The sequence below is a fragment of the Mycobacterium sp. OAE908 genome (assembly GCF_017872775.1).
Classification (GTDB): Bacteria; Actinomycetota; Actinomycetes; order Mycobacteriales; family Mycobacteriaceae; genus Mycobacterium.
In genome coordinates this window covers 2,455,055-2,477,491 of sequence record NZ_JAGGJL010000001.1, presented here as the reverse complement: position 1 = coordinate 2,477,491, position 22,437 = coordinate 2,455,055, and the positions used below count along the sequence as shown (strand labels likewise).

Annotated in this window: 27 protein-coding genes; 11 read left to right on the top strand and 16 right to left on the bottom strand. The window is 66.5% G+C overall.

The window, feature by feature from the left end:
- Nucleotides 1-3: 3 nt before the first annotated feature.
- Genes J3E61_RS12100 through J3E61_RS12090 form a run of 3 tightly spaced genes read right to left on the bottom strand, consistent with a single transcriptional unit; the run spans nt 4 to nt 2,671 of the window.
- Entirely contained in the window at nt 4-1,119 is a 1,116-nt protein-coding gene (locus J3E61_RS12100; protein ID WP_210083704.1) for an LLM class flavin-dependent oxidoreductase, read from the bottom strand.
- Nucleotides 1,116-2,183, bottom strand: coding sequence for an LLM class flavin-dependent oxidoreductase (locus J3E61_RS12095; RefSeq protein WP_210083703.1), 1,068 nt, complete (start codon nt 2,181-2,183; stop codon nt 1,116-1,118). Before J3E61_RS12095 ends, J3E61_RS12100 begins: the two co-directional genes overlap by 4 nt.
- Nucleotides 2,180-2,671 carry a GNAT family N-acetyltransferase gene (locus tag J3E61_RS12090; protein WP_210083702.1) on the bottom strand — a complete coding sequence of 164 codons (492 nt, stop codon included), beginning with the start codon at nt 2,669-2,671 and terminating at the stop codon, nt 2,180-2,182. The genes J3E61_RS12095 and J3E61_RS12090 overlap by 4 nt, the downstream gene beginning before the upstream one ends.
- A 97-nt stretch (nt 2,672-2,768) precedes the next feature.
- Between J3E61_RS12090 and J3E61_RS12085 the strand changes: the two genes are divergently transcribed.
- Together J3E61_RS12085 and J3E61_RS12080 are read left to right on the top strand one after the other, a co-directional pair.
- Complete coding sequence (locus tag J3E61_RS12085) at nt 2,769-3,209, top strand: hypothetical protein (protein WP_210083701.1); 441 nt, start codon at nt 2,769-2,771, stop codon at nt 3,207-3,209.
- Between the two features lie 20 nt (nt 3,210-3,229).
- Entirely contained in the window at nt 3,230-4,093 is an 864-nt protein-coding gene (locus J3E61_RS12080; protein WP_210083700.1) for an SDR family oxidoreductase, read from the top strand.
- 264 nt (nt 4,094-4,357) lie between these two features.
- On the opposite strand, the gene J3E61_RS12075 is transcribed toward J3E61_RS12080, so the two are convergent.
- The 6 genes from J3E61_RS12075 to J3E61_RS12050 are packed head-to-tail and all read right to left on the bottom strand — an operon-like array spanning nt 4,358 to nt 8,466.
- Nucleotides 4,358-4,780, bottom strand: coding sequence for a hypothetical protein (locus tag J3E61_RS12075; RefSeq protein ID WP_210083699.1), 423 nt, complete (start codon nt 4,778-4,780; stop codon nt 4,358-4,360).
- A complete protein-coding gene (locus tag J3E61_RS12070; RefSeq protein ID WP_210083698.1) occupies nt 4,781-6,013 on the bottom strand; it encodes an O-succinylhomoserine sulfhydrylase in 1,233 nt (410 codons plus the stop codon). It abuts the gene before it with no gap.
- Nucleotides 5,998-6,411 carry a rhodanese-like domain-containing protein gene (locus J3E61_RS12065; RefSeq protein WP_192725659.1) on the bottom strand — a complete coding sequence of 138 codons (414 nt, stop codon included), beginning with the start codon at nt 6,409-6,411 and terminating at the stop codon, nt 5,998-6,000. Before J3E61_RS12065 ends, J3E61_RS12070 begins: the two co-directional genes overlap by 16 nt.
- 19 nt (nt 6,412-6,430) lie before the next feature.
- Nucleotides 6,431-6,838 (bottom strand): lumazine-binding protein, encoded by a 408-nt coding sequence (locus J3E61_RS12060; RefSeq protein WP_210085524.1) that lies wholly within the window; start codon nt 6,836-6,838, stop codon nt 6,431-6,433.
- 32 nt (nt 6,839-6,870) lie between these two features.
- Nucleotides 6,871-8,124 carry a formate-dependent phosphoribosylglycinamide formyltransferase gene (purT, locus tag J3E61_RS12055; protein WP_210083697.1) on the bottom strand — a complete coding sequence of 418 codons (1,254 nt, stop codon included), beginning with the start codon at nt 8,122-8,124 and terminating at the stop codon, nt 6,871-6,873.
- 24 nt (nt 8,125-8,148) lie between these two features.
- Nucleotides 8,149-8,466 carry a UBP-type zinc finger domain-containing protein gene (locus J3E61_RS12050; RefSeq protein WP_192725661.1) on the bottom strand — a complete coding sequence of 106 codons (318 nt, stop codon included), beginning with the start codon at nt 8,464-8,466 and terminating at the stop codon, nt 8,149-8,151.
- 24 nt (nt 8,467-8,490) lie between these two features.
- On the opposite strand from J3E61_RS12050, the gene J3E61_RS12045 reads away from it, so the two are divergent.
- Complete coding sequence (locus tag J3E61_RS12045; protein ID WP_192725662.1) at nt 8,491-10,080, top strand: Na+/H+ antiporter; 1,590 nt, start codon at nt 8,491-8,493, stop codon at nt 10,078-10,080.
- Here J3E61_RS12045 and J3E61_RS12040 read toward each other — a convergent pair.
- Nucleotides 10,067-10,549, bottom strand: coding sequence for a winged helix-turn-helix transcriptional regulator (locus J3E61_RS12040; protein ID WP_210083696.1), 483 nt, complete (start codon nt 10,547-10,549; stop codon nt 10,067-10,069). The two genes, J3E61_RS12045 and J3E61_RS12040, sit on opposite strands and share 14 nt — an antisense overlap.
- Nucleotides 10,550-10,612: 63 nt before the next feature.
- On the opposite strand from J3E61_RS12040, the gene J3E61_RS12035 reads away from it, so the two are divergent.
- From J3E61_RS12035 to J3E61_RS12020, 4 genes are read left to right on the top strand one after another with little or no spacing between them, the layout of a single operon-like run.
- On the top strand, nt 10,613-12,652 hold the full coding sequence (locus J3E61_RS12035) for an MMPL family transporter (RefSeq protein ID WP_210083695.1): 2,040 nt from the start codon (nt 10,613-10,615) through the stop codon (nt 12,650-12,652).
- Nucleotides 12,600-13,406 carry an alpha/beta fold hydrolase gene (locus J3E61_RS12030; protein ID WP_210083694.1) on the top strand — a complete coding sequence of 269 codons (807 nt, stop codon included), beginning with the start codon at nt 12,600-12,602 and terminating at the stop codon, nt 13,404-13,406. Before J3E61_RS12035 ends, J3E61_RS12030 begins: the two co-directional genes overlap by 53 nt.
- A 9-nt stretch (nt 13,407-13,415) precedes the next feature.
- Nucleotides 13,416-14,621 carry a cytochrome P450 gene (locus J3E61_RS12025; protein WP_210083693.1) on the top strand — a complete coding sequence of 402 codons (1,206 nt, stop codon included), beginning with the start codon at nt 13,416-13,418 and terminating at the stop codon, nt 14,619-14,621.
- A complete protein-coding gene (locus tag J3E61_RS12020) occupies nt 14,618-14,809 on the top strand; it encodes a ferredoxin (RefSeq protein ID WP_210083692.1) in 192 nt (63 codons plus the stop codon). The genes J3E61_RS12025 and J3E61_RS12020 overlap by 4 nt, the downstream gene beginning before the upstream one ends.
- Here the strand turns inward: J3E61_RS12020 and J3E61_RS12015 are convergent.
- From J3E61_RS12015 to J3E61_RS12005, 3 genes are read right to left on the bottom strand one after another with little or no spacing between them, the layout of a single operon-like run.
- Nucleotides 14,806-15,426, bottom strand: a complete 621-nt coding sequence (locus J3E61_RS12015) for a hypothetical protein (protein ID WP_210085523.1) — start codon at nt 15,424-15,426, stop codon at nt 14,806-14,808. The genes J3E61_RS12020 and J3E61_RS12015 overlap by 4 nt on opposite strands.
- A gap of 51 nt (nt 15,427-15,477) precedes the next feature.
- Nucleotides 15,478-16,116 (bottom strand): PaaI family thioesterase, encoded by a 639-nt coding sequence (locus J3E61_RS12010; RefSeq protein ID WP_192725668.1) that lies wholly within the window; start codon nt 16,114-16,116, stop codon nt 15,478-15,480.
- Entirely contained in the window at nt 16,113-17,408 is a 1,296-nt protein-coding gene (locus tag J3E61_RS12005; protein WP_192725669.1) for an adenylosuccinate synthase, read from the bottom strand. The genes J3E61_RS12010 and J3E61_RS12005 overlap by 4 nt, the downstream gene beginning before the upstream one ends.
- 81 nt (nt 17,409-17,489) lie before the next feature.
- Between J3E61_RS12005 and J3E61_RS12000 the strand changes: the two genes are divergently transcribed.
- From J3E61_RS12000 to J3E61_RS11990, 3 genes are read left to right on the top strand one after another with little or no spacing between them, the layout of a single operon-like run.
- A complete protein-coding gene (locus J3E61_RS12000; RefSeq protein ID WP_210083691.1) occupies nt 17,490-18,080 on the top strand; it encodes a peptidase M50 in 591 nt (196 codons plus the stop codon).
- Nucleotides 18,081-18,089: 9 nt separating this feature from the next.
- Nucleotides 18,090-18,869 carry a site-2 protease family protein gene (locus tag J3E61_RS11995; protein ID WP_210083690.1) on the top strand — a complete coding sequence of 260 codons (780 nt, stop codon included), beginning with the start codon at nt 18,090-18,092 and terminating at the stop codon, nt 18,867-18,869.
- A 45-nt stretch (nt 18,870-18,914) separates the two neighbouring features.
- Complete coding sequence (locus J3E61_RS11990) at nt 18,915-19,808, top strand: cation transporter (protein WP_210083689.1); 894 nt, start codon at nt 18,915-18,917, stop codon at nt 19,806-19,808.
- Nucleotide 19,809: 1 nt separating this feature from the next.
- Here J3E61_RS11990 and J3E61_RS11985 read toward each other — a convergent pair whose 3' ends face one another.
- The gene (locus tag J3E61_RS11985) at nt 19,810-20,226 is read right to left on the bottom strand and encodes a DUF3151 family protein (protein ID WP_192725673.1); all 417 of its coding nucleotides are present in this window, start codon (nt 20,224-20,226) and stop codon (nt 19,810-19,812) included.
- Between the two features lie 59 nt (nt 20,227-20,285).
- Between J3E61_RS11985 and J3E61_RS11980 the strand changes: the two genes are divergently transcribed.
- The gene (locus J3E61_RS11980; RefSeq protein WP_192725674.1) at nt 20,286-21,074 is read left to right on the top strand and encodes a DUF4878 domain-containing protein; all 789 of its coding nucleotides are present in this window, start codon (nt 20,286-20,288) and stop codon (nt 21,072-21,074) included.
- Here the strand turns inward: J3E61_RS11980 and J3E61_RS11975 are convergent.
- Together J3E61_RS11975 and fbaA are read right to left on the bottom strand one after the other, a co-directional pair.
- Nucleotides 21,071-21,364: a hypothetical protein gene (locus J3E61_RS11975; RefSeq protein WP_192725675.1), complete on the bottom strand. Its 294-nt coding sequence runs from the start codon at nt 21,362-21,364 to the stop codon at nt 21,071-21,073. The two genes, J3E61_RS11980 and J3E61_RS11975, sit on opposite strands and share 4 nt — an antisense overlap.
- A gap of 28 nt (nt 21,365-21,392) precedes the next feature.
- Complete coding sequence (gene fbaA / locus J3E61_RS11970) at nt 21,393-22,430, bottom strand: class II fructose-bisphosphate aldolase (protein WP_210083688.1); 1,038 nt, start codon at nt 22,428-22,430, stop codon at nt 21,393-21,395.
- Between the last annotated feature and the right edge of the window lie 7 nt (nt 22,431-22,437).

Here is a 22,437-nt window from a genome sequence, read left to right as displayed (position 1 = left end):
GGTTCAGATTCCCCAACGCTTGGCGATCAGTTCGTGTGAGCGCAGCCGGTCAGCGTGACGGTGCGTGACGGAGGTGACGACGACCTCGTCTGCGGCTGTGACGCGCTGCAGGGTCTCGAGCTTGTCGGCGACCTCGTCGGGATCACCGACGAATTGGGTTGCGGTGCGGTCTTTTACGAGTGCCAGCTGCTCATCGGTCAGCGGCTCGACATGGTCGGGATTCGGATACGGTGCGGCGCCGTCGCCCGCGCGGATCGAGTACACCCAGTGGCCGTAGCTGGAGGCGAGATATTGTGCTGTCGCGGTGTCGTCGGCCACCACTATGTCGGCCGACACCACGACGTACGGTTCGGCGAGCGCATCGGACGGCTGGAAGTGTGCGCGATAGACGTCGATCGCGTCGAGGGCGGTGGCCGGGGTGATGTGATAGCTCGCGACGAAGGGCAGGCCGCGGGCCGCAGCCACCCGTGCACTTTGGCCCTTGCTACTGCCGAACACCCACGGGGTGAGGCCCGCGTGCTCGCCGGGCGTCGCATGCGCGTCGACGCCGTCGATCTCGTAGCTGCCGTCGAGCATCGCGAGGATGTCGTTGACCTGGTCGGCGAAGTCCGGCGAGACGGCCTCGGGTTGTTGCAGCACCGACATCTTGGCCCGCAGCCTCGGATTGCGCATCAGGATGGTCATGTCGAACGGCGGCGGGACGATCACGCCGCCGACGTCGAGCCATTCGGTTCGCGGCGGCTTCTTCGGCTTCTGCTCGCCCTCCTTGATCGCTTCGCGGCGCCGTTGACCGGACCGGCCGACGCCGAGGTCGATGCGGCCGGGGTGAAACGCCTCCAGCATGCCGAAGCTCTCGACGACAGCGACGGCGGTGGTCTGCCCGAGCTGGACCGCGGCCGCACCGACACGAATCCTGTTGGTGGCGGCGGCGATCTGGCCGATCAGCACCGCGGGCTGTGAGCTGGCGACCGCGACGAAGTGGTGTTCGGCGATCCAGTAGCGCTTGTAGCCCCACTGCTCGGCGTGCTGGGCCAGGTCGACGGTGTTGCGCAGCGCGGTGGCCGCGTCGCAGCCTTCGCTGATCGGCGCGAGGTCGAGGATGGACAGCGGAACGCTCATCGCGACCTCGCATAGCGATTTTCGGCGACCGGCAGTCCGAGCCTGGCCCGCAGTGTCTCGCCGTCGGTGTATGCGGTGCGGAAGCGGCCCGCCCGTTGCAATAGCGACACCACCTCGTCGACGATGATCGGTAGGTCGGTGGCGTTGACTGCGGGCCGCAGCCTGATGCCATCGACACCGAATCGTTGCCAGTGCAGCATCAGGTCGACGAGTTCGGTTGGCGTGCCGTCGAACACCAAGGCGTCGGAGCGGGCATCCGCCGTCCCGTCGAACGTGACGTAGAGGTCGGCATACACCTTGAGGCCTGCGACCTCGGTCAGAATTGCTTGCAGCGAGTCGTCGTCCTTCGGCGTGATGAAGACGAGATCGGTACTGCGCGAGGCGAACTCGTAGATGGGTGTCGCGTGGGCGAGCGCCGACACCACGGGCTGTCCCTGCGGCGGGCGCGGGGTGATCGACGGGCCCTTGACCGAGAAGTACTTGCCGGCGAAGTCGACGTAGTGCAGCTTGTCGCGGTCGAAGAACCGTCCGGTGGCGACGTCGCGGATGATGGCGTCGTCCTCCCAGCTGTCCCAGAGTCGACGGGCCACCTCGACGGCGTCGGAGGCCTCGTCGAACAGGTCGACGCCTTCGATGTCGCGCCGCCCGAAGAGTTCGGCCTCGTGCGCGGTGCCACTGACCCGCACCTGCCAGCCGGCCCTGCCGTGGGAGACAAAGTCAAGGGTGGCAATGGCTTTCGAGACGTGGAACGGTTCGGTATGGGTGACGGTGGCCACGGGGATGAGGCCGATGTGCTTGGTTGCCGGCGCGACTCTGGCTGCGACGAGCACGGCGTCGGGGCGGCCGGCAAGCCAACGCGGTTCGATGTCGGGACGCCGCCGACGTTGGGCAGTGAGCGCGTCGTCGAACGTGATGAAGTCGAGCAGGCCGCGTTCGGCGGTCGTGGCCAGACCCGCCCAGTAGCGGCCGCTGGTCACGGGCGGAAGGTCCGGCGTGTGCCGCCATGCTTCGGGATGCCAGCCGTAGCCGTCGAGGGCGACCGCGAGGTGTAGCTGCTCGGTCATGTCAATGCCTTCACAAATGCGATCGGAAAAACGTCGCCCTCCGCGGGCAGCGGCTCGGTCAGTCGCGTGTATCCGGCGGACAGGTACAGCGCCTCGGCCTCCGGCTGTCGATCGCCCGTCGTCAGATAGACGCGGTGATAGCCGCGGGCGACGATCTCGGCCTCGAGCTCGGCCAGCAGTTTCTTGGCATGGCCCTGGCGGCGGTAGCGGCTGTCGGTCCAGATGCGCTTCAACTCGGCGGTGTCAGGGTCGAACCGGCAGAAAGCGCCGCCGGTGACGGGGGTGTCGCCGAGCAGTCCGATGAGCAGGCCGCCGCCGGGCGCGGCGAACTCGTCGGCCGGGTAGCCCCGCAGCCATTTCGACACATCTTCTTCCGCCACGGCGTAGCGGCTGGCGTACTCGACCGTCAGCTCAGCCAGCAGTGGCTCGGCCAGCGGGTCGTCCTGACCGACCGCGACGAAGCGCAGCTGATTGACGGGTACGGACATCACTTAACTGTCTAACGCGACGCGCCGGGCCGCATTCCAGAAGGGCCGATTCGCTCAGACTGATTCCAAATATCCGCAGCGGTGCGACCATTTGCTGATGATGTGGCGCGTGGTGGTCATTCTGCTGCTCGCGGCGTGGCCGCTCTACTACCTCGGATCCGGCGCGTATGACTGGTATCGCTATGAAACCGGGACGCCGACGACCGCGACAGACATCCACTGCCACGTCCAACGTGCTTCGACGGGCCGCCACTCCGGACTTTCTCGGGCGATGCGACCCCAGGCGTGCACCGGCAACTGGAGCGTGGACGGGCAGTCCCACACGGGCGGGATCGAGGGACGACACGGCGGTTACCCCATGTTTGCGACGGCAGAGGTGCGGGTCCACGGCGATAAGGCCTACACAGCCGACGGGGCGCTCTGGCGTTTGGCCGCGGGAGCCATCGCGGCAGCCTTAATCGCGTCGTTCATGCTGTTTATTCGGTGGATCGGCGCTCGGCAACGGTCCCGCGACAGCTCTCTTCCAAGACAAACTTGACACGTGTAAAGTTTGGCCGCATGGACAACATCCAGGGCAAGACCATCGCGATCACCGGCGCCGCCCGCGGCATCGGCTACGCCACCGCCAAGGCGCTGCTGGCTCGTGGTGCCAGGGTGGTCATCGGCGACCGTGACGTTGCGTTGCAGGAGTCGGCGGTCGCCGACCTGACCAAGCTGGGCCCGGTGTCGGGCTACCCGCTGGACGTGACCGACCGGGAGTCCTTCGCGACGTTCCTGGACAAGGCGCGCACCGACGGCGGTGGCCACATCGACGTGTTGATCAATAACGCAGGGGTGATGCCGATCGGGCCGTTCCTCGAACAGTCCGAGCAGGCGATCCGCTCCTCGATCGAGGTCAACCTGTACGGGGTGCTGACCGGTTGCCAGTTGGCGCTGCCGGACATGGTCGCGCGCCGCCGCGGCCACATCATCAACATCGCATCGCTGTCCGGACTCATCCCGGTGCCGGGTCAGGTGGTCTATGTGGGCGCGAAGTTCGGCGTGGTCGGGCTTTCGGCCGCGTTGGCCGACGAGATGGCGCCCCACGGTGTGGAGGTGTCGGTGGTGATGCCGCCGTTCACGAAAACCGAACTCATCTCGGGCACCAAGAGCAGCGGCGCGATCAAGCCGGTCGAGCCTGAAGACATCGCCGCCGCGGTGATCAAGACGCTGGAGAAGCCGAAGACGCACGTGTCGGTGCCGCCTGCACTGCGGTTCACCGCGCAGGCGTGCCAGATGCTTGGTCCGCGCGGAAGGCGTTGGCTCAACAAACGTTTGGGTCTGGACAGCGTGTTCCTGGAGTTCGACCACGCGGCGCGGCAGAACTACGAGCAGCGCGCCCAGGCGGCACTGGGCGTCGTGGAGGGCTCGGACAAGGGATAGTCGCATTGCCCGGCTCTGAGCGACTTTGTCGCTACGGCTGTTGATCCGTGGCGTCATCGAGGTCGAGGCCGAGCATCGCGGCCAGGCAGCCGTGATCCGCGCAGTCGTGTTCGGCATTCGTGTTGGCAGTCATTTGAATTCTCCTGTTGGCGTGGTCGTTTGGGTGCCAACAAGCTATGTGTCCGCACTCGCGATGGCTCGCTTGTGCACACAAACCGCGTAACAAGCGATTTACGGCTTTTGCGCATTGCGCTCAAGGCGGCGCTACGGGGTGTTGAACTCCAACCGCGGATCGCCAGCCCGGTAAGCCTCGATCGCCTCGACGTGACCGAAGAACTCGTCCGGCCTGAACTCGCTTGATTCCGAGGCGCCGGCCAACATCAGATGAACGATCTCGGCGTCCTCGGCCGCCGACATCCAGATCGTCGTCACGGGCGCCAGTTCATCGGAAGCAACGTCGGTGACCGATGGTTCATAGAGCCAGAACACGAAGTCCTCGTCAGACTCGTCCTCGTCAAATGCCCAGCCGCGCTCGGTGATTCGCGCATCGAACTCTTCCAGATCGGTGGCGATGGCGGCCTCGGTGGCCACCAGGTCGGCCATGACGGTGTCAGGCACCCAACCCGCGCCCCGGGACGCCCGCCGCTTGTTCCGGCGGGCTTTCTTGGACTCGGACCGCCGCGACACCTAACTCAAAGCCCGATCGAGATCGTTGATCAAGTCTTCAGTTCCCTCCAGCCCCACCGAGATTCGCACCACGCCGTCGCCGAGTCCGATCGCGGCGCGGCCTTCGGGGCCCATCGCCCGATGTGTGGTGGTGGCCGGGTGGGTGATCAGCGACTTGGAGTCGCCGAGGTTGTTGGAGATGTCGACGATCTGCAGCTTGTCGAGCACCTCGAACGCGCGCTCCTTCGTACCGCCCTTGAGTTCAAAGGTGACAACGGTTCCGCCGCCGGTCATCTGGCGCTTGGCCAGGTCGTACTGCGGATGCGACTCCAGGAACGGATACTTCACCCAACTGACGGACGGGTGGTTCTCCAGGAACTCCGCGACGCGCTGCGCCGACGCGTTCTGATGCTCGACCCGAACCGCCAGCGTTTCCAAACCCTTCAACAGCGTCCACGCATTGAACGGGCTCAACGCGGGCCCCGTGTGCCGCATCAACTTCTGCACCGGTTCGTCGATGTACTGCTTGTCGCCGAGGATCGCGCCGCCGAGAACCCGGCCCTGCCCATCGATGTGCTTGGTGCCCGAATACACCACGACGTCGACCCCGAGCGGAAAACCCTGCTGCAGAATCGGTGTGGCAAAGACGTTGTCCAGCACCACTTTTGCGCCAGCCGCATGCGCCATTTCACTTACCGCGGCGATGTCGACCAGCGACTGCATCGGGTTCGACGGCGTCTCGAAGAAAACGGCCTGGGTTGGGACGGACAGCGCCTCTTCCCACTGCGACAGATCGTCGCCGTCGACGAACACCGTCTCCACGCCCCAGCGCGGCAGGATCTCGCTGCACACCACGAAGCACGACCCGAACAGGCTGCGTGCGGCCACCAACCGATCGCCCGCGGCCAGTAACGCCCCTAAAGACGTGAACACCGCCGCCATCCCTGTCGCCGTCGCGAAGCAGGCAGGCGCACCCTCGATCAGCCGCAACCGCTCCTCGAACATCGAGATCGTCGGGTTCCCGTAGCGGGAGTACACGTAGCGATCGATGTCGCCGGTGAACGCCTTCTCCGCCTCGGCCGCCGACGAATACACGTAACCCGACGTCAGGTACAGCGCCTCGGCGGTCTCCTCGAAGCCCGACCGCAACAGGCCGCCGCGCACACCGATGGTGGCCTGGCTGACCCCGTCGGGCAGTTGGGCCGGCCTGCGGACCGAGGGAACCTGATCGTTCGTGCTCAAGATTGTCTCCATGGCAGGCCGACGGCTTTCCATCCGGTGCCGCCGCGATGCTTGTTCTCGTCGAGGTTGCCCTCGAACCCGTCGAGCACGTTGTAGGACGGCGCGATGCCCGCCTCGGTCGCGGCCTCCGCGGCCCCGATCGAACGGTTGCCCGACCGGCACAGGAACACCACGGGCCGCTCGCCCGGCGTCACCCCGGCGGACTTCAGGTCCTCGACGAAGTGGTCATTGTGCTTCCCGTCGGTGCGGTTCCACTCGACGTACACCACGTCGCGCTGCAATGAACTCAGATCCGGCACCCCGACGAACCGCCACTCGGCATCCGTGCGGCAGTCGACCAGCACGGCGTCGGGATTGTCGTTCAGCAGCTTCCAGGCCTCCTCAGGCGTGATGTCTCCCGCGTAGCTCACGATCGGAAGTCTTGCACAGCTAGCTGGGGCCGGTCGAACAGACCTTCCATGCATCGTCCTCGCGCACAAACGTCATTCCAACACCGGTTTTGGCGTCCGGCGCCTTGTCGAAATGATAGGTCACCTTCGCGGTGGCACGGTCGCCGTCGACCTTGATCTCGGTGACGTCGTCGACAAACCGCTCGCCGCGTTTGGCCACCGAATCCCGTTGGCGGGCAAGAACATCGGCCTCCACTCCCTGCTGCGCGCGGCAGGTGTAGGTGCGGAAGTCGGCGAAGTTCTGCCGTTGCAGCGCATCGTTCTGGCCGACCGCGGCCCGCCCCACCTGCTGACCGGCGGGCGGTTCGTCATCACCGAAGACGTTGAACAGCACGATTGCGATCACGACGAGGGCAATGATTGCCAACGCACCCAGAAACGGCGCCATCGTCGGCCGGTCGGGATCGGAGCCGGGGTCGGTCACCAGAGTTTGCGCAAAACCGCCGACACCCGCCGGGCCCGGTCGCGCGCGACGATCGGATCGGGGGCCGTGGCCAGCGCGACGCCGAGCCGTCGCCTGCCGTCGGTCTCATCGGGCCGATCGAACAACCGCACGTCGCTCTCGGCGACGGCCAAGGCCTCGCCGACCACACTGAGATCGATTTCCTTGGTCGCGGTCGACTCGGCGCCGGCGTAGCTGACCTCCGCCGCTGCCGGCGAGATCATGATCGTGTCCACCGCGAGCCCGAGGATCGCCCTGGCGTGCAGCTCGAACTGCGAAAGTCGTTGCGAGCGAAGGGTGACCAGGCCGCTGTCGTAGGGCCGCGGCCGCACGTCGGCGAAATACACCTCGTCGCCGCGGACCAGCAGCTCCACGCCGAACACCCCGCGGCCGCCGAGCGAGTTCACGATGCGCGCCGCGATCGACTTCGCCGCGTCAAGGGCAGCAGGCGACATCCGCTGCGGCTGCCACGACTCCAGCACGTCGCCCTCGGTCAGGTTGTGCCCGATCGGCTCGCAGAAGGACACCGCGGGACCCGACGGACCATACGTGCGCACCGTCAGCAACGTGACCTCGAAGTCGATCTCGACGACCGTCTCGGCCATCACTCTGCTGTGCGGGATGCGGCCCGCAGCGATCGCGCGATGCCAGGCGGCCTCGACGTCGTCGACACGCACCAGCACCGACTGGCCCTCGCCTGGCGGCGCGGCGATCGGCTTGACGACCAGCGGAAAACCCGCATGCTCGGCGACCGCGGTCAGCTCCTCGACCGATCCGGCGAACCAGAACGGCGCGGTCGGCAGACCGAGTTCGTCGGCGGCCAGCCGGCGCAGGCCCTCCCGGTCGATGGACAGCCGCGTGCTGCGTGGCGTCGGGAACACCTCGATGCCGTCGCCTTCTGCGACCGCGATCAGCGCGTCGGCGGCGATCAGACCCGACTCGGCGACGATGTAGCGCGGTTTCTCCTTCTCGATGAGCGCGGTCAGCTCCTCGGCGTCGTTCATCTTGACGACGGCCGAACGGTCGGCGACGCCGTGGGCCGGAGCGTCCGCGTAACGATCGACGGCGATGACGTCAGCACCGAGCCGCTGGAACGCCAGGGCCAACTCGCGGCTCAATTCGCCGGAGCCGAGCAGCATCACGGTCGAGCCGCGGGAAGCCGTCGAGGTGTCTTGCCCATCAGGTAAGACAACCGGTTCCGGCCCGGTAGCTTCTTCGGTTGTTTCACTCATCGCGCGTCCCAGCCTGCCAGATGCTCAGCCCAGTCGGACGTCGATGTAGCACCACCGCCAGTCCTCCCCCGGCTCGACCGAGCGCATCACGGGATGACCGGTGGCATGAAAATGTTCGCTCGCATGTTGGTGTGGACTGGAATCGCAGCATCCGACATGCCCGCACGTCAGGCACATCCGCAGGTGTGCCCAGGTGGATTCACCGAGCTCGTCGCACTCCTGGCATTTGCCCGGTGTCAGCGGTTCCGGCTCGACCTGGGATTGCGCCTCGGCGGCGAGGTGTTCGCATGTATCGGCGACCGCTGGGGCGTCGGCGTCGTTCCGGCGTGATCTCCTCAGCATGTTGACCAAGGATAGGAGGTCGCAGTGGGTGCCTCACTGCTAGCGGTGTTGGTGGTGTCCGTTCTGCTGGCCGCGGTGGCCAGGCATTACGACGTGTCGGCACCGCTGGCGCTGGTGGTCGCGGGCCTGCTGGGCGGGCTGATCCCCGGCTTCAAGCAGATCGAGCTGGACCCCGAACTGGTGCTCTACGTGCTGCTGCCGCCGCTGCTGTGGTCGGCCGGGCTGGAAAGCAGCTACCACGGTTTACGGCGCAACATCCGCCCGATCGGACTGCTGGCGGTAGGCCTGCCGCTGGCGACGACGTTCGCGGTCGGCTTCGTGGCCTACAAGACCGTGCCGGAGCTGACGGTTGCGGCTGCACTCACGCTTGGCGCGATCGTCGCTCCGCCGGATGCGGTGTCCGCGACCGCGGTCGGGCGCAGGCTCGGGCTGCCCCGACAGATCATGACGCTGCTGGGCGGCGAGAGCCTGCTCAACGACGCCACCGCGCTGACCGCGTACAAGGTGTCACTGGCTGCCGCGATCGGAACGGCCGCGACGTGGCAAAGCGGGTTGGAGACGTTCGCGTTGGCCGCGGCAGGCGGCGTGGTGGTGGGTTTCGCGCTTGGCATGCTCACCGCATTCATCCGGTGGCGGCTCGACGATCCGTTGGTGGAAAGCGCGCTGGGATTGGTCGCGCCGTTCATCATCTACCTGGCCGCAGAGGAGATTCACGGCTCGGGTGTGCTCGCGGTCGTCGTCGCCGCACTGATCCTCGGCCAGAAGTCCACCAGGGCCGGGTACGCCACCCGGTTGCAGGACAACGCGGTGTGGAAGGCCCTCCAGCTGATCCTCGAGTCGTTTGCGTTCCTGATGATCGGCCTGCAATTACCTGCGGTGGTGGGCGAATTGGAGGGCATCACCTTCGCGGTGATAGCAATCGCGTCTGCAGCCGTGTTGGCGACGGTCATCGTGGTCCGGATCGTCTGGATGTTCGTGTTCGCCTACCTGCCACGAGCACTGTTCCCAGGCGTCCGCGAACGCGAACCCGCACCGACACCCGCCCAGGTGTTCGTGGTCGCGTGGGCAGGCATGCGCGGAGTGGTTTCGCTTGCTGCGGCGTTCGGCGTTCCGTTGACGACGCTTTCGGGTGCGCCGTTTCCAGGTCGCCCGCAGTTGGTGTTCCTCACGTTCGTCGTCGTGATCGGCACGCTGCTGTTGCACGGTCTGACGCTGCCGTGGCTGATCCGTCGGCTGGGCGTGCAGGGTGACGAGGCCCGCACCGATGCGCTCGCGGCGGCCGCCGCTCAAGACAAGGCGGCACGAGCGGCGGCCGAGCGGCTTGACGAGCTGCTGGCCGAGGAACAAGTCTCCGATGTGCATGAGCGGGCCGCAGATGTGTTGCGCGGCTGGAACACTCGGCGTCGGAACTCGGCGTGGGAACGACTGGGCCGCGACGCCGCCGAGATCGGCGAAAGCCCCGCGGCCGCGTTTCGGCGGCTGCGACTGGAGATGCTGGCGGCCGAACGTGCCGCGTTCATCGCAGAACGCGACAACGGCCGGATCGACGACGAAGTGCTGCGGGAAGTATTGCGCGGGCTCGACTTGGAAGAGGCGACGCTCAACCGGGGCTAGCGTCGAGCTCAGCGCGGAACGCCCGCATCGCGTCGATCACCGCCGTGAAGGTGCGATGGGCGGCAGCCAGGTCGGCGTCGGGAATGCCTGCCAGTGCACGCCTGGTGTGCTCTGCGAGCGGAGTGAAGAAGCCGCGGGCGACGTCCATGCCGTGATCCGCCACCCGCAGGATCACCTTTCTCCTGTCGTCAGGATCGGACTCGCGGCGGACGTGACCGGACGCGATCATCCGCTCCACCAGATATGTGATCGCCGCACCCGACACGCCCATCTGGTGCCGAAGATCGCCTGCGGTCAGCGGAGCGCCAGCGGCCTCGGCGACCATGATGTGCAGCAGCGCGCGGAAATCGTTGGCCGCCACTTCATGTCGGCCCGCGAAGTGCCGCCCAATCTGATCCGACTCGGCCGTCATCGCCCGCACGTCGGCGGCGATCACCGATTCCAGAGCCCCGCGGGCGGCCTTCGGCATTGCTTCAGCATAGTCGCATACATTTCAGTTGATTAAATGTTAAGTATCTGAAATATTATGGACATGTCGCACCGCCTGTCCTGGGTGTCGGCGGTCCTCGTCGTGGTCGTCTCCGGCGTCCTGATGGGACTGCTCGGCGCCGACGAGTCCAACCAGCGGTCGCCGCTCCCCGTCCCCGCAGACGCCGAGTCCATGCGTGCCGATGCGTTACGCGCGCAGTTCCCCGGCGGCGACAAAGCGGCCGTCATCGTCGTGGTCAGCCGGCGCGACGGCGAAGCACTGAGCCCGGCCGATCTGGCAGCCGTGCAGCAAGGCCCGCTGCAGGTTTCCGGTGACGGCCGCGCAGCGCTGACTGCCATTCCGATGGACGCGAAATTATCCGGGTTCGCGCTCAACGACGCCGTCAAGTCCGTGCGGGACAACGTCTCCCGCGGTGCGCCCGCCGATCTGCGTGTCGAGGTGACAGGCGGACCCGCATTCGGTGCCGATATCGCGAACTCGTTTTCCGGCGCCAACATCACACTGTTGGCGGTGACGGCGGCCGTTGTCGCACTGCTGCTGATCATCACCTACCGCTCACCGGTGTTGTGGCTGGTTCCGCTTGCGGTGATCGGATTCGCCGACCGCGTCGCGGCGGTGGTTGGCAGCGCGATCGCCGAGGCGGTTGGCATGCAACCCGACGGTTCGACATCCGGCATCACCAGCGTGCTGGTGTTCGGAGCAGGGACGAACTATGCGCTGCTGCTCATCTCACGCTATCGAGAAGAGTTGGGCCGTACCGATAATCATCGATCTGCACTTGCGGTGGCGGTGCGGCGAGCCGGACCCGCGATCGTCGCGAGCAACGCGACGGTGGTGCTCGCACTGCTCACCCTGGTGTTCGCCGCGTCACCGAGCACCCGCAGCCTTGGCGTGCAGGCCGCGGCCGGACTGGTTGTCGCGGCCGGCTACGTGCTGGTGGTGCTTCCGCCGCTGCTCGGGTTGTTCGGCAAGCGGCTGTTCTGGCCGTTCATCCCGCACGTCGGTGCCAATCCCCTTACCGAGAGCGGGATCTGGCACCGAATCGCCGATGCGGTCGCCCGCAAGCCTGCCGTCGTGGCGGCAGTGGCCATCGCGGCGCTCGCGGCACTGTGCACCGGCCTGCTGACCACACCGACGGGCTTGTCGCAGACCGAACAGTTCCGGGTACAGGCCGAATCGGTCAGCGGCTACCAGACGCTGGCTGAGCACTTCCCGAGTGGGCTGACCGATCCCACCCGCGTCATCGGGCCGACCGCCCGCGCCGCCGACATCCAGAAAGCGATCACTGATACGCCGGGAGTCGTGTCCGCGTCGCCGGCAGGCGAGTCGCCCGACGGGCTGAGCCAATGGTCGGTGGTCCTGGACACCGCGCCTGCATCCGCAGGAGCCTTCAAAACCATTGATGCGCTGCGCGATTCGACCCACGCGGTCGACGCCAGGGTGCTGGTCGGCGGATCCGACGCTCAGGCCAGAGATGCCAGCGCCGCCGCAGCGCGCGACAGGATCGTGATCATTCCGCTGATCCTGGCAGTCGTACTGATCGTGCTCTACGTGCTGCTGCGCTCGGCGCTGGCACCCCTGGTTCTGGTCGCAGTGACGGTGTTGGGCGCGCTCGCGGCACTCGGACTGGGCGGCTGGGCCAGTGTGCACCTGTTCGACTTTCCGGCCCTGGACAACACCGCGCCGCTGTTCGCCTTCCTGTTCCTCGTCGCACTCGGCGTCGACTACACGATCTTCCTGGTCACCCGGGCACGCGAGGAGACACTCGGACACGGCACGCGAGACGGCATCGTCCGAGCGGTGTCGGCGACGGGTGCCGTCATCACCAGTGCGGGCATCGTGCTGGCCGCGGTGTTCTGCGTGCTCGGTGTGCTGCCACTGATCGTGCTGACGCAGATCGGGATCATCGTCGGGCTGGGCATCCTGCTGGACACGTTCGTGGTGCGCACGGTGATCATTCCTGCGCTGTTTACGCTGATCGGACCGCGCATCTGGTGGCCAGCGCTGCGCGCGGACTACGGTGCCAACGATGGAGGAACACGAGGTCGACACCGTGCTGGGGCGGGTGCACGTCCGCACTAGCGGCAGCGGTGAGCCGATGATGTTCTGGCCCAGCCTGCTGATGACCGGAGACATGTGGGCGGCGCAGGCCGAGCATTTCAGCGCAGAGCATCAGGTGATCCTGGTCGACCCGCCGGGCTTCGGCGAGAGCCAAAGGCTTACGGCGACATTCACTTTCGACGACTGCGCGCGCTGCATCGTCGACATCCTCGACGGCCTCGGGGTGCAGCGGACGCACTTCATCGGCAATTCGTGGGGCGGCATGATCGGTGGAACGTTCGCGGCAGGCTACCCCGATCGCGTCGGCAGCGCCGTGTTGATGAACTGCACCGCGTCACCCGCGGGTACCCGGCAGAGGATCGAATACGGCTTCCTGCTGCGGACGGCCGGCCTGCTCGGCGGTGTCCGGCCGCCGTTGACGCGCTCGGTGCTCAAGGCATTCCTCGGCCCGACCACGTTCCGCACCCGGCCCGATGTGGTGGCGTTCGTGCGCGAATCGGTCCAGCGGGTCGACATTCGATCCGGTGGGTGGGCGGTGCGCAGCGTGGTGCCGCGACGACCCGATCAGTTGGCGCTGCTGGCGAAGGTGCGGACGCCCGTGCTGGTGGTCGCCGGAATCGAGGACGCGACGTTCCCGGTGCCAGAGACGATGGCGATGGCCGAGGCGATTCCCGGCGCGGCCAGCGCGGTGCTCGACGGGGTGGCGCACCTTGCCGCGCTGGAGAACCCTGCGCTTGTCAACAAGCTGATCGGGGAGTTTGTCTCCCGCGAGTAGCGTCGTTCTATGACCCAAGCGCCGGAGTTGCCGCCCCTTCACATGCGGCGCGATGCGTTCGATCCCACCCCCGCACTTCGGGAGATCCGCGAGACCGACGGTGTGCGCACCATGGTCAATTCGTTCGGCATGACGGTGTACCTGGTCACCCGCCACGAGGACATCAAGGCGGTGCTGTCGGACCACGAGCGGTTCTCCAACGGCAGGCCGCCCGGTTTCGTCCTGCCCGGCGCGCCGCAGATTTCAGAGCAGGAAGTGGCCAGCGCACGGGCGGGCAACCTGCTGAGCCTCGACCCGCCCGAGCATCAGCGGCTGCGGCGGATGCTGACGGCCGAATTCACGATCCGACGGATGAGGCTGCTCGAACCGCGCATCGCCGAGATCGTCGACGGACAACTGGATCTGATGGAAAAAACCGGTCCGCCAGTCGATTTGGTCGAGACTTTCGCGCTGCCGATCCCGTCGCTGGTGATCTGCGAGCTGATCGGTGTGCCGTACGACGACCGCGACGACTTCCAACAGCGCAGCGCCCGCCAGTTGGATCTGTCGATTCCCATTCCCGAGCGGCTGGAGTTGCAGCGGCAGAGCCGCGCCTACATGGGCTCACTTGTCGAGCGGGCGCGCAGACAACCCGGGGAAGACATCCTCGGCATGCTGGTGCGCGAGCACGGCGACGAGTTGACCGATGACGAACTCATCGGCATTGCAAGCCTTTTGCTGCTCGCCGGACACGAGACGACGTCGAACATGCTGGGCCTCGGAACGCTGGCGCTGCTGCGACATCCCGACCAGCTGGCGGCGGTGCGCGACGATCCGGACGCGGTGGGGCCCGCCGTCGAGGAGCTGCTGCGCTGGCTGTCCATCGTGCACAGCGCGATTCCGCGGATCACCACCACGGACGTCGAGATCGCCGGTGTGGCGATTCCCGCGGGTGAGTTGGTGTTCGTGTCGCTGCCGTCGGGCAATCGCGATCCGGACTTCATCGACTCGGCGGAGGTGTTCGACATTCGGCGCGGGGCGCCGGGGCATCTGGCGTTCGGCCACGGTGTGCACCATTGTCTTGGTGCGCCGCTGGCGCGGATGGAGATGCGGATCGCGTTCCCGGCGTTGTTGCGTCGCTTCCCGTCGCTGGCGTTGGCCGAAGACTTCACCGACGTTCCCTTCCGGTCTTTTCATTTCATCTACGGTCTGAAATCGCTGGAGGTGACGTGGTGAAAGTTTCCGCGGATCGCGACGTTTGCATCAGCGCGGGCAACTGCGTGATGGCGGCGGGCGCGGTGTTCGATCAGGACGACGACGGCATCGTCGTGGTGCTGGTCGACGAGGTTCCCGAGAGTGAAGAAGCACATGCCCGCGAGGCGGTAAAGCTGTGTCCGTCAGAGGCTTTGCGGATCACCGACTAGTCGTCGCGATCGAGGTCGATGACGCCGGCGCGCGCCAGTAGCAGCAGACTGACCACCAGCACCCATACCGGAAACGCAAGCACGAGCCACATCGTGATGTCGCTTGCGACCAAAAGGCCAACGGCGGCAAGGTAACTCACCGCGACCAGCCAGCGCGGCATGAGTCCGGTCTTGAGCCAGATGGTCGCCAACGAGATCATGAACACCGCGGCCATCCGCAGCGCGTAGGTCTTCGACACGGTCAACAGCACCATCTGGCCGAACGTCGCGACATGTGGATCAACCGCCGCGTGGCTGCGCTCCAGTCCCGCGCCGACGCCGGCTGCCACGAACATCATCGCAAGGAACAGCAGCCCGCTGCCGAGGAAGACCGTCGAGAAGAACTTGTCCTCGTAGCGACCGAGCCCGTCGCGCACCACGCCCATGAACCACAGGAACGCGATCGCCGCGAACGGCATGATCGTCGCGGCGGTCTTGAGGTTCGTGCTGCCCGTCTGCAGCCATTGCGCACCAGGGTCTTCGCCCTCCGGCAGCGCTAAGCGGATGAGCACCAACGAGGTACCGAACAGCAATGCGAACAAGACACCCGCCACAGCCGCGGCGCGCGGCGTCGACAGGCTGCGCAGGCGGTCGGCTGGCGGATTCGTCACGCCGTCATCGTGACACGGCTAGGGCTGGCCCGGGAGCAATCTGATCATCAGCCCGTTGGCTTCTGCGAGCACGTTGTCCTCAGGATCATGCAGTGACGCGTTGACGAACGCCTTGCGGCCCTCGACCTCACGCACCCAACCGCGTGCGGTGAGCGGCGTGTCGATCGGCGTCACCTTGCGGTAGTCGACATGCAGGAACGCCGTGCGGCTGATCGGACGGCCCGCCGCGTGGATCACCATCCCGAACACCGAGTCGAACAGCAGCGGCAGCACGCCGCCGTGCACCGCATAGTTGCCACCGACCGAGAACCTGCTGAATTGCACGCTCAATTCGACGCCATCGGGTTCGAACTTGATCAGCCGGTACGGCGGCATCAACAGGCTGCCCGCGCCGGGTAGCGACGGGACCCGGTTGGCTGGGCCGACACCCTCGGCCGCCTCGAACGGCCCGAGCAGCTTGACCAGTTCCTCGGCACGATCGGCGGCCAGATCCCAAGTGTCGCTGTCGGGATCGGCCGACACCGCCAGATCTTGCGCCCTGCGCATCGCGGTGAGAAACCGTCCGAATCCCGGACCGGGCTCGGCTGCTTCGAAATTCGGGAACCCGCCGTGTTTGTCGTAATCGGGATCGGCGAGATGTGGGTCGTCCGTCGTCACCGCGCCGCCAGGATGTCGCGACGCACGATGGTCTGCTCGCGGCCCGGCCCCACCCCGATGCACGAAACATGTGCTCCGGCAAGCTCTTCCAGCCGCAGCACATAGTCGCGCGCCTTGGCAGGAAGATCGTCGAACTCCCTGGCGTCGGAGATGTCCTCCCACCAGCCGGGCAGTTCCTCGTAAACCGGCTCCGCACGGGCGATCTCGCTCTGGGTCATCGGCATCTCGTCGGTGCGTTTACCGTCCACTGTGTAGCCGATGCAGATGGGCACCGTTTCCAGGCTGGACAGCACGTCGAGCTTGGTCAGGAAGTAATCGGTGATCCCGTTGACCCGGGTGGCGTAGCGGGCGATGACCGCGTCGAACCATCCGCACCGGCGGCGCCGGCCGGTCGTCACCCCGAACTCCCCGCCCGTCTTCGACAGGTATTCGCCGAACTGATCGAACAATTCGGTGGGGAACGGCCCCGAACCGACCCGTGTGGTGTAGGCCTTCAAGATTCCGAGCACGGTGGTGATCCGGGTCGGGCCGATACCCGATCCGACGGCCGCACCGCCCGCGGTCGGATTCGACGATGTGACAAAGGGATACGTGCCGTGATCGACGTCGAGCAGTGTGCCCTGCGAACCCTCGAGCAGCACCGTCTCGCCCTGCTCCAGTGCCTTGTTCAGCAGGTAGCGCGTGTCGGCGATGCGGTGCTTGAACCCCTCGGCCTCGGTCAGCAGGTCCTCGACCACTTCCGCGGCCTCCAGCGCCTTGCGGTTGTAGATCTTGACCAACATCTGGTTCTTCAATTCCAGTGCAGCCTCGATCTTTTGGGCCAGCAGCGACTCGTCGAGCACGTCGGCGACGCGAATCCCGATGCGCGCGATCTTGTCCTGGTAGCACGGGCCGATACCGCGGCCGGTGGTGCCGATCTTCTTGCTGCCCGCATAACGCTCGACCACCTTGTCGATCGCCACGTGATACGGCATCAACAGGTGCGCGTCGGCGGAGATCAACAGTCGTTCGGTGTCGACACCGCGATCTTCCAGGCCTTTGAGCTCCGTGAGCAGCACGGCCGGATCGACCACGACCCCGTTACCGATCACGTTGGTGACGCCCGGGGTGAGGATGCCCGAGGGGATCAGGTGGAGGGCGAAGTTCTCGCCGCTCGGCAGCACCACCGTGTGACCGGCGTTGTTGCCACCCTGGTAACGAACCACCCATTGGACGCGGCCACCGAGCAGATCGGTCGCCTTTCCTTTGCCCTCGTCCCCCCATTGGGCACCGATGAGCACGATTGCCGGCATGGCATAGTCTCCCGCTTTATCTGCCTCAAAACTGTGGCAGCCGGTGACCCACCCTATCCCAGCCCGCCGCGAGGAGCCGTCTTGACCACAGCAGACGTTGTGGTGTTGCTGGTGGGCGGCCATCGGGTGCCTCGCGTGCTGCGCGATCTGCCCGCCGTCGGCATCGATGACGTCACCGGCCACGGCAGGGTCATCGTGGTGGGCTCGGACGCCGATCTGGCCTCCGTACTGACGCGCCTGCTGAAGGCGGATCGGCTGGACGTCGAGGTCGGCCACGTCCGTCGACCCTGGCAGGCCCGGCGGGTCCTGGCCGGCCGGGCGCAACGGGTTCCGCTGATCCGCGACGAAACCGGCACCGTGATCGTCGGCGCCGCGCACTGGTTGCCGCCGAACGCAGCAGCCAGCACCATCACCGGCGAAGCAGTCACCGATGACACCGTGCTGTTCGACGGCCACGCGACGGGGGTGCGCATCGAGCCGACCGAGACGATGCCCGGTCTGCGCGCCAGCGTGCTGACGCGCCACATGCGCCCGAAGCGCTGGGTGACCGGGCGCGCCGCCCAGCTCGGGACCGACGCAGCGCTGGTGGTGCGCGACGGCGTCCCCGCCCCGCGGCCGGTTCGGCGGTCGACGTTCTATCGACACACCCAAGGCTGGCTGCGCGTTAGGTAGCTTCGTGACGTGAACATCCGCCCGCTGCGCCAGTCGGTGCGGCCCAGCCCGGTCTTCCTGGCCATCGTCGCGCTCACCGTCGTCGGCGGCGTGCTGGCCTGGCTGGCCGCAGACCCCAGCGAGCCGCTGGCCCGCATCGGCGTCTTCGTCTTCGTGATCGCCGGCTTTCTGGTGTCGCTGTGCCTGCACGAGTTCGCGCACGCCTACACCGCATGGCGCTTCGGCGACCGCGATGTCGCGGTGCGCGGCTACCTGACGCTGAACCCGCTGAAGTATTCGCACCCGCTGCTCTCGCTTGGGCTGCCTGCGCTGTTCATCGCGCTCGGCGGCATCGGACTGCCCGGTGGTGCGGTGTATGTGCGCACCTCATGGATGACCAAGCGGCAGAAGACCCTGGTGAGCCTGGCCGGGCCGGCCACCAACGTGGTGTTCGCGATCGTCGTGCTGGTGGTGACGAGTCTGCTCGCCGAGCAAGAACACCTGGTGTTCTGGGCGGCGATGGCTTTCCTGGGCTTCCTTCAGGTGACCGCCTTCGTGCTCAACATCCTTCCCGTGCCGGGGCTCGACGGCTACAGCGCGCTCGAACCGCATCTGAGCCCGCAGACCCAGCGCATGCTGGAACCCGCCAAGGGCTGGGCGTTTTTCGTGCTGCTGCTGTTGTTGTTCACGCCCCAGGTCAATGGCTGGTTCTTCGGCGCCATCGACTGGCTGTTCGGGTTGTCGGGGCTCAATCCCGACCTGTGGAAGGTCGGCATGCTGCTCACCCGGTTCTGGTCCGCCTGGTTCTGACAGCAACCTTGCGACATATGCGTCTTTACGCATAGATTGCAAGCCATGGGCGCCGGACACGACCACAGCCATCCCGACGCCCGTGTCAGCCGCATGGTGATCGCGGCGGGAATCCTGACCGCGTTCTTCGCCCTCGAACTCACCACGGCGCTCGTCATCAACTCGCTGGCACTCCTGTCCGACGCCGGCCACATGCTCACCGATCTCGTTGCGATGTTCATGGGGCTGACCGCGGTACTGCTGGCACGGCACGGCAGCACGTCAGCCAAACGGACCTACGGCTGGCACCGCGCCGAGGTGTTCACCGCGGTGGCCAATGCCGTACTGCTGCTCGGCGTTGCCGTGTTCATCCTTTACGAGGCGACCGAACGCCTCGGCGACGCGCCCGAGGTCCCCGGGGTGCCGATGATCGTCGTCGCGGTGGCTGGGCTGGTGGCCAACGCCATCGTGGTGCTGCTGTTGCGCTCGCACGCCAAGGACAGCCTTGCGGTCAAGGGCGCCTACATGGAGGTCGTCGCCGACACGGTCGGCAGTATCGGCGTGCTGATCGCCGGGATCGTCACGGTCACGACACGGTGGCCCTACGCCGACGTCGTGGTCGCCGTGTTCGTCGCGCTGTGGGTGTTGCCACGCGCGGTGTCGCTGGCCCGCGCCGCGCTGCGAATCCTCTCGGAGTCGTCACCGAGCCACATCGACGTCGACGAACTGCGCAGCGCGCTGTGCTCCGTCGAGGGCGTGACCGAGGTGCACGACCTGCACGTGTGGACGCTGGTGCCGGGCAAGGACATGGTCACCGCGCATCTGACCAGCAGTCGGGATTCGGCGCTCGTGCTCGACGACGCCCGCGCCGTGTTGAGCGCACGCGGACTCGACCACTCGACCGTTCAGGTGGAGCCGCCCGAGGCGGCCGCCGACTGCGAATGTGAAGCCGACTACTGAGCTACCCGACACCCAGTTCGCCGCGGGCCGCGGGATCGCAGTCGTCGAGCAGATCAAGGCAGCGCTGATACTCGTCGGTCTCGCCGATCGAATCCGCAGCGCGCGCAAGCGCGGCCACGCACCTCAGGAAACCGCGGTTGGGCTCGTGGCTGTACGGCACCGGCCCGAAGCCCTTCCATCCGTTGCGGCGCAACTGATCCAGTCCGCGGTGATAACCGGTGCGGGCGTAGGCGTAGGCGGCGACGGCCTTGTCATCGGCGAGCGCATCCTCGGCCAGCGCGGCCCACGCCACCGACGCCGAGGGATGTGCGGCCGCCACGATCGACGGATTCTCGGAGGCGGCGAGTTCGGCCTCCGCCGCGGGATCACCAGGTAGCAGTACCGGATCGGGTCCGAGGAGATCTCCCATGCGCGTCATGCCCACATTGTGCCGGTACGCTGCACCGGTAGTTCGCAGAGGGAGGGACCGCAGCACGGATGTCGAACCCATCAGGGCCGCAGCAACCGGATGACGCAGGAACACCTGCGGCAGAATCTGAGACGGACAACACCCAGCCGGCCGAGGCCGTCACCGACCCGGTGCACGAGCCCGCCACCGAGATCCTGTTGTCACCGGAGGCCGAGGCCCAACTCCCGACCGAGGAGACCAGCCAGCCCGCAGAGCGCCGGTACACCGCCCCGTCGGGATTCGACGGCTCGACACAGCGGATCGACACTCCTGCCGATCCGGCCACCGAGGTGATGCCACCGATTCCTGGTCCGAAACCTGTTGCGCCACAGCAGATTCCGCCTCGTGTCGAGACGCCCAAGCCGCCACGCAACCGTCGCAGTTGGGGCTGGGTCATCGCGGTGCTGTTGGTCTTCGCCGCGTTGGTGGCCGTGGCGATCCTCGGCACCGTGCTGTTGACCCGCGACTCCACCCCTAAGGCCTCCCAAGAGGACAAGGTCCGCACGACCATCCAGAACTTCGACGTGGCTGTGCAAAACGGGGACCTGGCCACCCTGCGCAGCATCACCTGCGGCACCACCCGCGACAGCTACGTCAACTACGACGAGAGCGCGTGGAAGGAAACCCATTCCAGGGTCGCGGCGGCCAAACAGTATCCGGTGGTCGCCAGCATCGACCAGGTGGTGGTCAACGGCGATCACGCCGAGGCCAACGTCACCACGTTCATGGCCAACGCGCCGCAGACACGCTCGACACGCAGCTTTGATCTACAGTTCCGCGACGATCAGTGGAAGATCTGCCAGGCGCCCGACAGCTAGCCGTTTTGCGACATCGCGTAGCAGGTCGCGAAGTGCTCCTGGTTGCACGGGACGCCGTTGACCGTCGCGTACTGGCCGGGCAGGCTCACGACATCCGCACCCTGCGGCGGAACGGTGATGCCGGCAGGCGGACCGCCGCCGGACTGCCCTTGCGTGCACACTCCGTCGAACCGAGCCACAGTCCCCCATGGGCAGGTGTCAGCCGAAGCCGGCGCGGCCACGACGATCGATCCCATGGCGGTCGCGAACGTGCAGCATGCGAGCAGAATTCGACGGTTCACGCCGACCATCCTAGCCCTCTTATGTTGAATTGCCGGCTCAGCCGGCGGAAACGCTCCTGCCCGCGCTATGCAGATCCCTGCAGGCCTCGACGACGCGCTCGCTCATGGAAGCCTCGGCCTTCTTCAGGTAGCTGCGCGGGTCGTAGACCTTCTTGTTGCCGACCTCGCCGTCGACCTTGAGCACACCGTCGTAGTTGGTGAACATGTGCCCGGCCAGCGGACGGGTGAACGCGTACTGGGTGTCGGTGTCGACGTTCATCTTCACCACGCCGAACTTCAGCGAGTCCTCGATCTCGGACTTCAGCGAGCCTGACCCGCCGTGGAACACGAAGTCGAAAGGCTTTGCGCCCTCGGGCAATCCGAGCTTGGCGGCGGCGACCTGCTGACCCTGCGCGAGGACGTCTGGACGCAGCTTGACGTTGCCCGGCTTGTAGACGCCGTGCACATTGCCGAACGTCGCGGCCAGCAGGTACTTGCCGTGTTCGCCCGCGCCAAGCGCCTCGATGGTCTTCTCGAAATCCTCGGGCGTGGTGTAGAGCTTGTCGTTGATCTCGTGAGCGACGCCGTCCTCCTCGCCGCCGACCACCCCAATCTCGATCTCGAGGATGATCTTCGCGGCCGCGGCCTCCTTGAGCAGTTCGCGCGCGATCTCCAGGTTCTCGTCGATCGGCACCGCCGACCCGTCCCACATGTGTGACTGGAACAGCGGATTGCGCCCCTGCGACACCCTCTCCTGCGAGATGGCGAGCAGCGGCTTGACGTAGGTGTCCAGCTTGTCCTTCGGGCAGTGGTCGGTGTGCAGCGCGACCGTGATCGGGTACTTGTCGGCGACGACGTGGGCGAACTCGGCCAGCGCCACTGCACCGGTGACCATGTCCTTGACGCCGAGACCGGAACCAAACTCTGCGCCGCCGGTGGAGAACTGGATGATGCCGTCGCTGCCAGCGTCGGCGAAGCCCTTCAGCGCGGCGTTGATGCTCTCCGAGCCGACGCAGTTGATCGCCGGGAACGCGAACGAGTGCTCCTTGGCGCGGCCCAGCATCTCTGCATAAACCTCAGGCGTTGCGATGGGCATTTCAAGT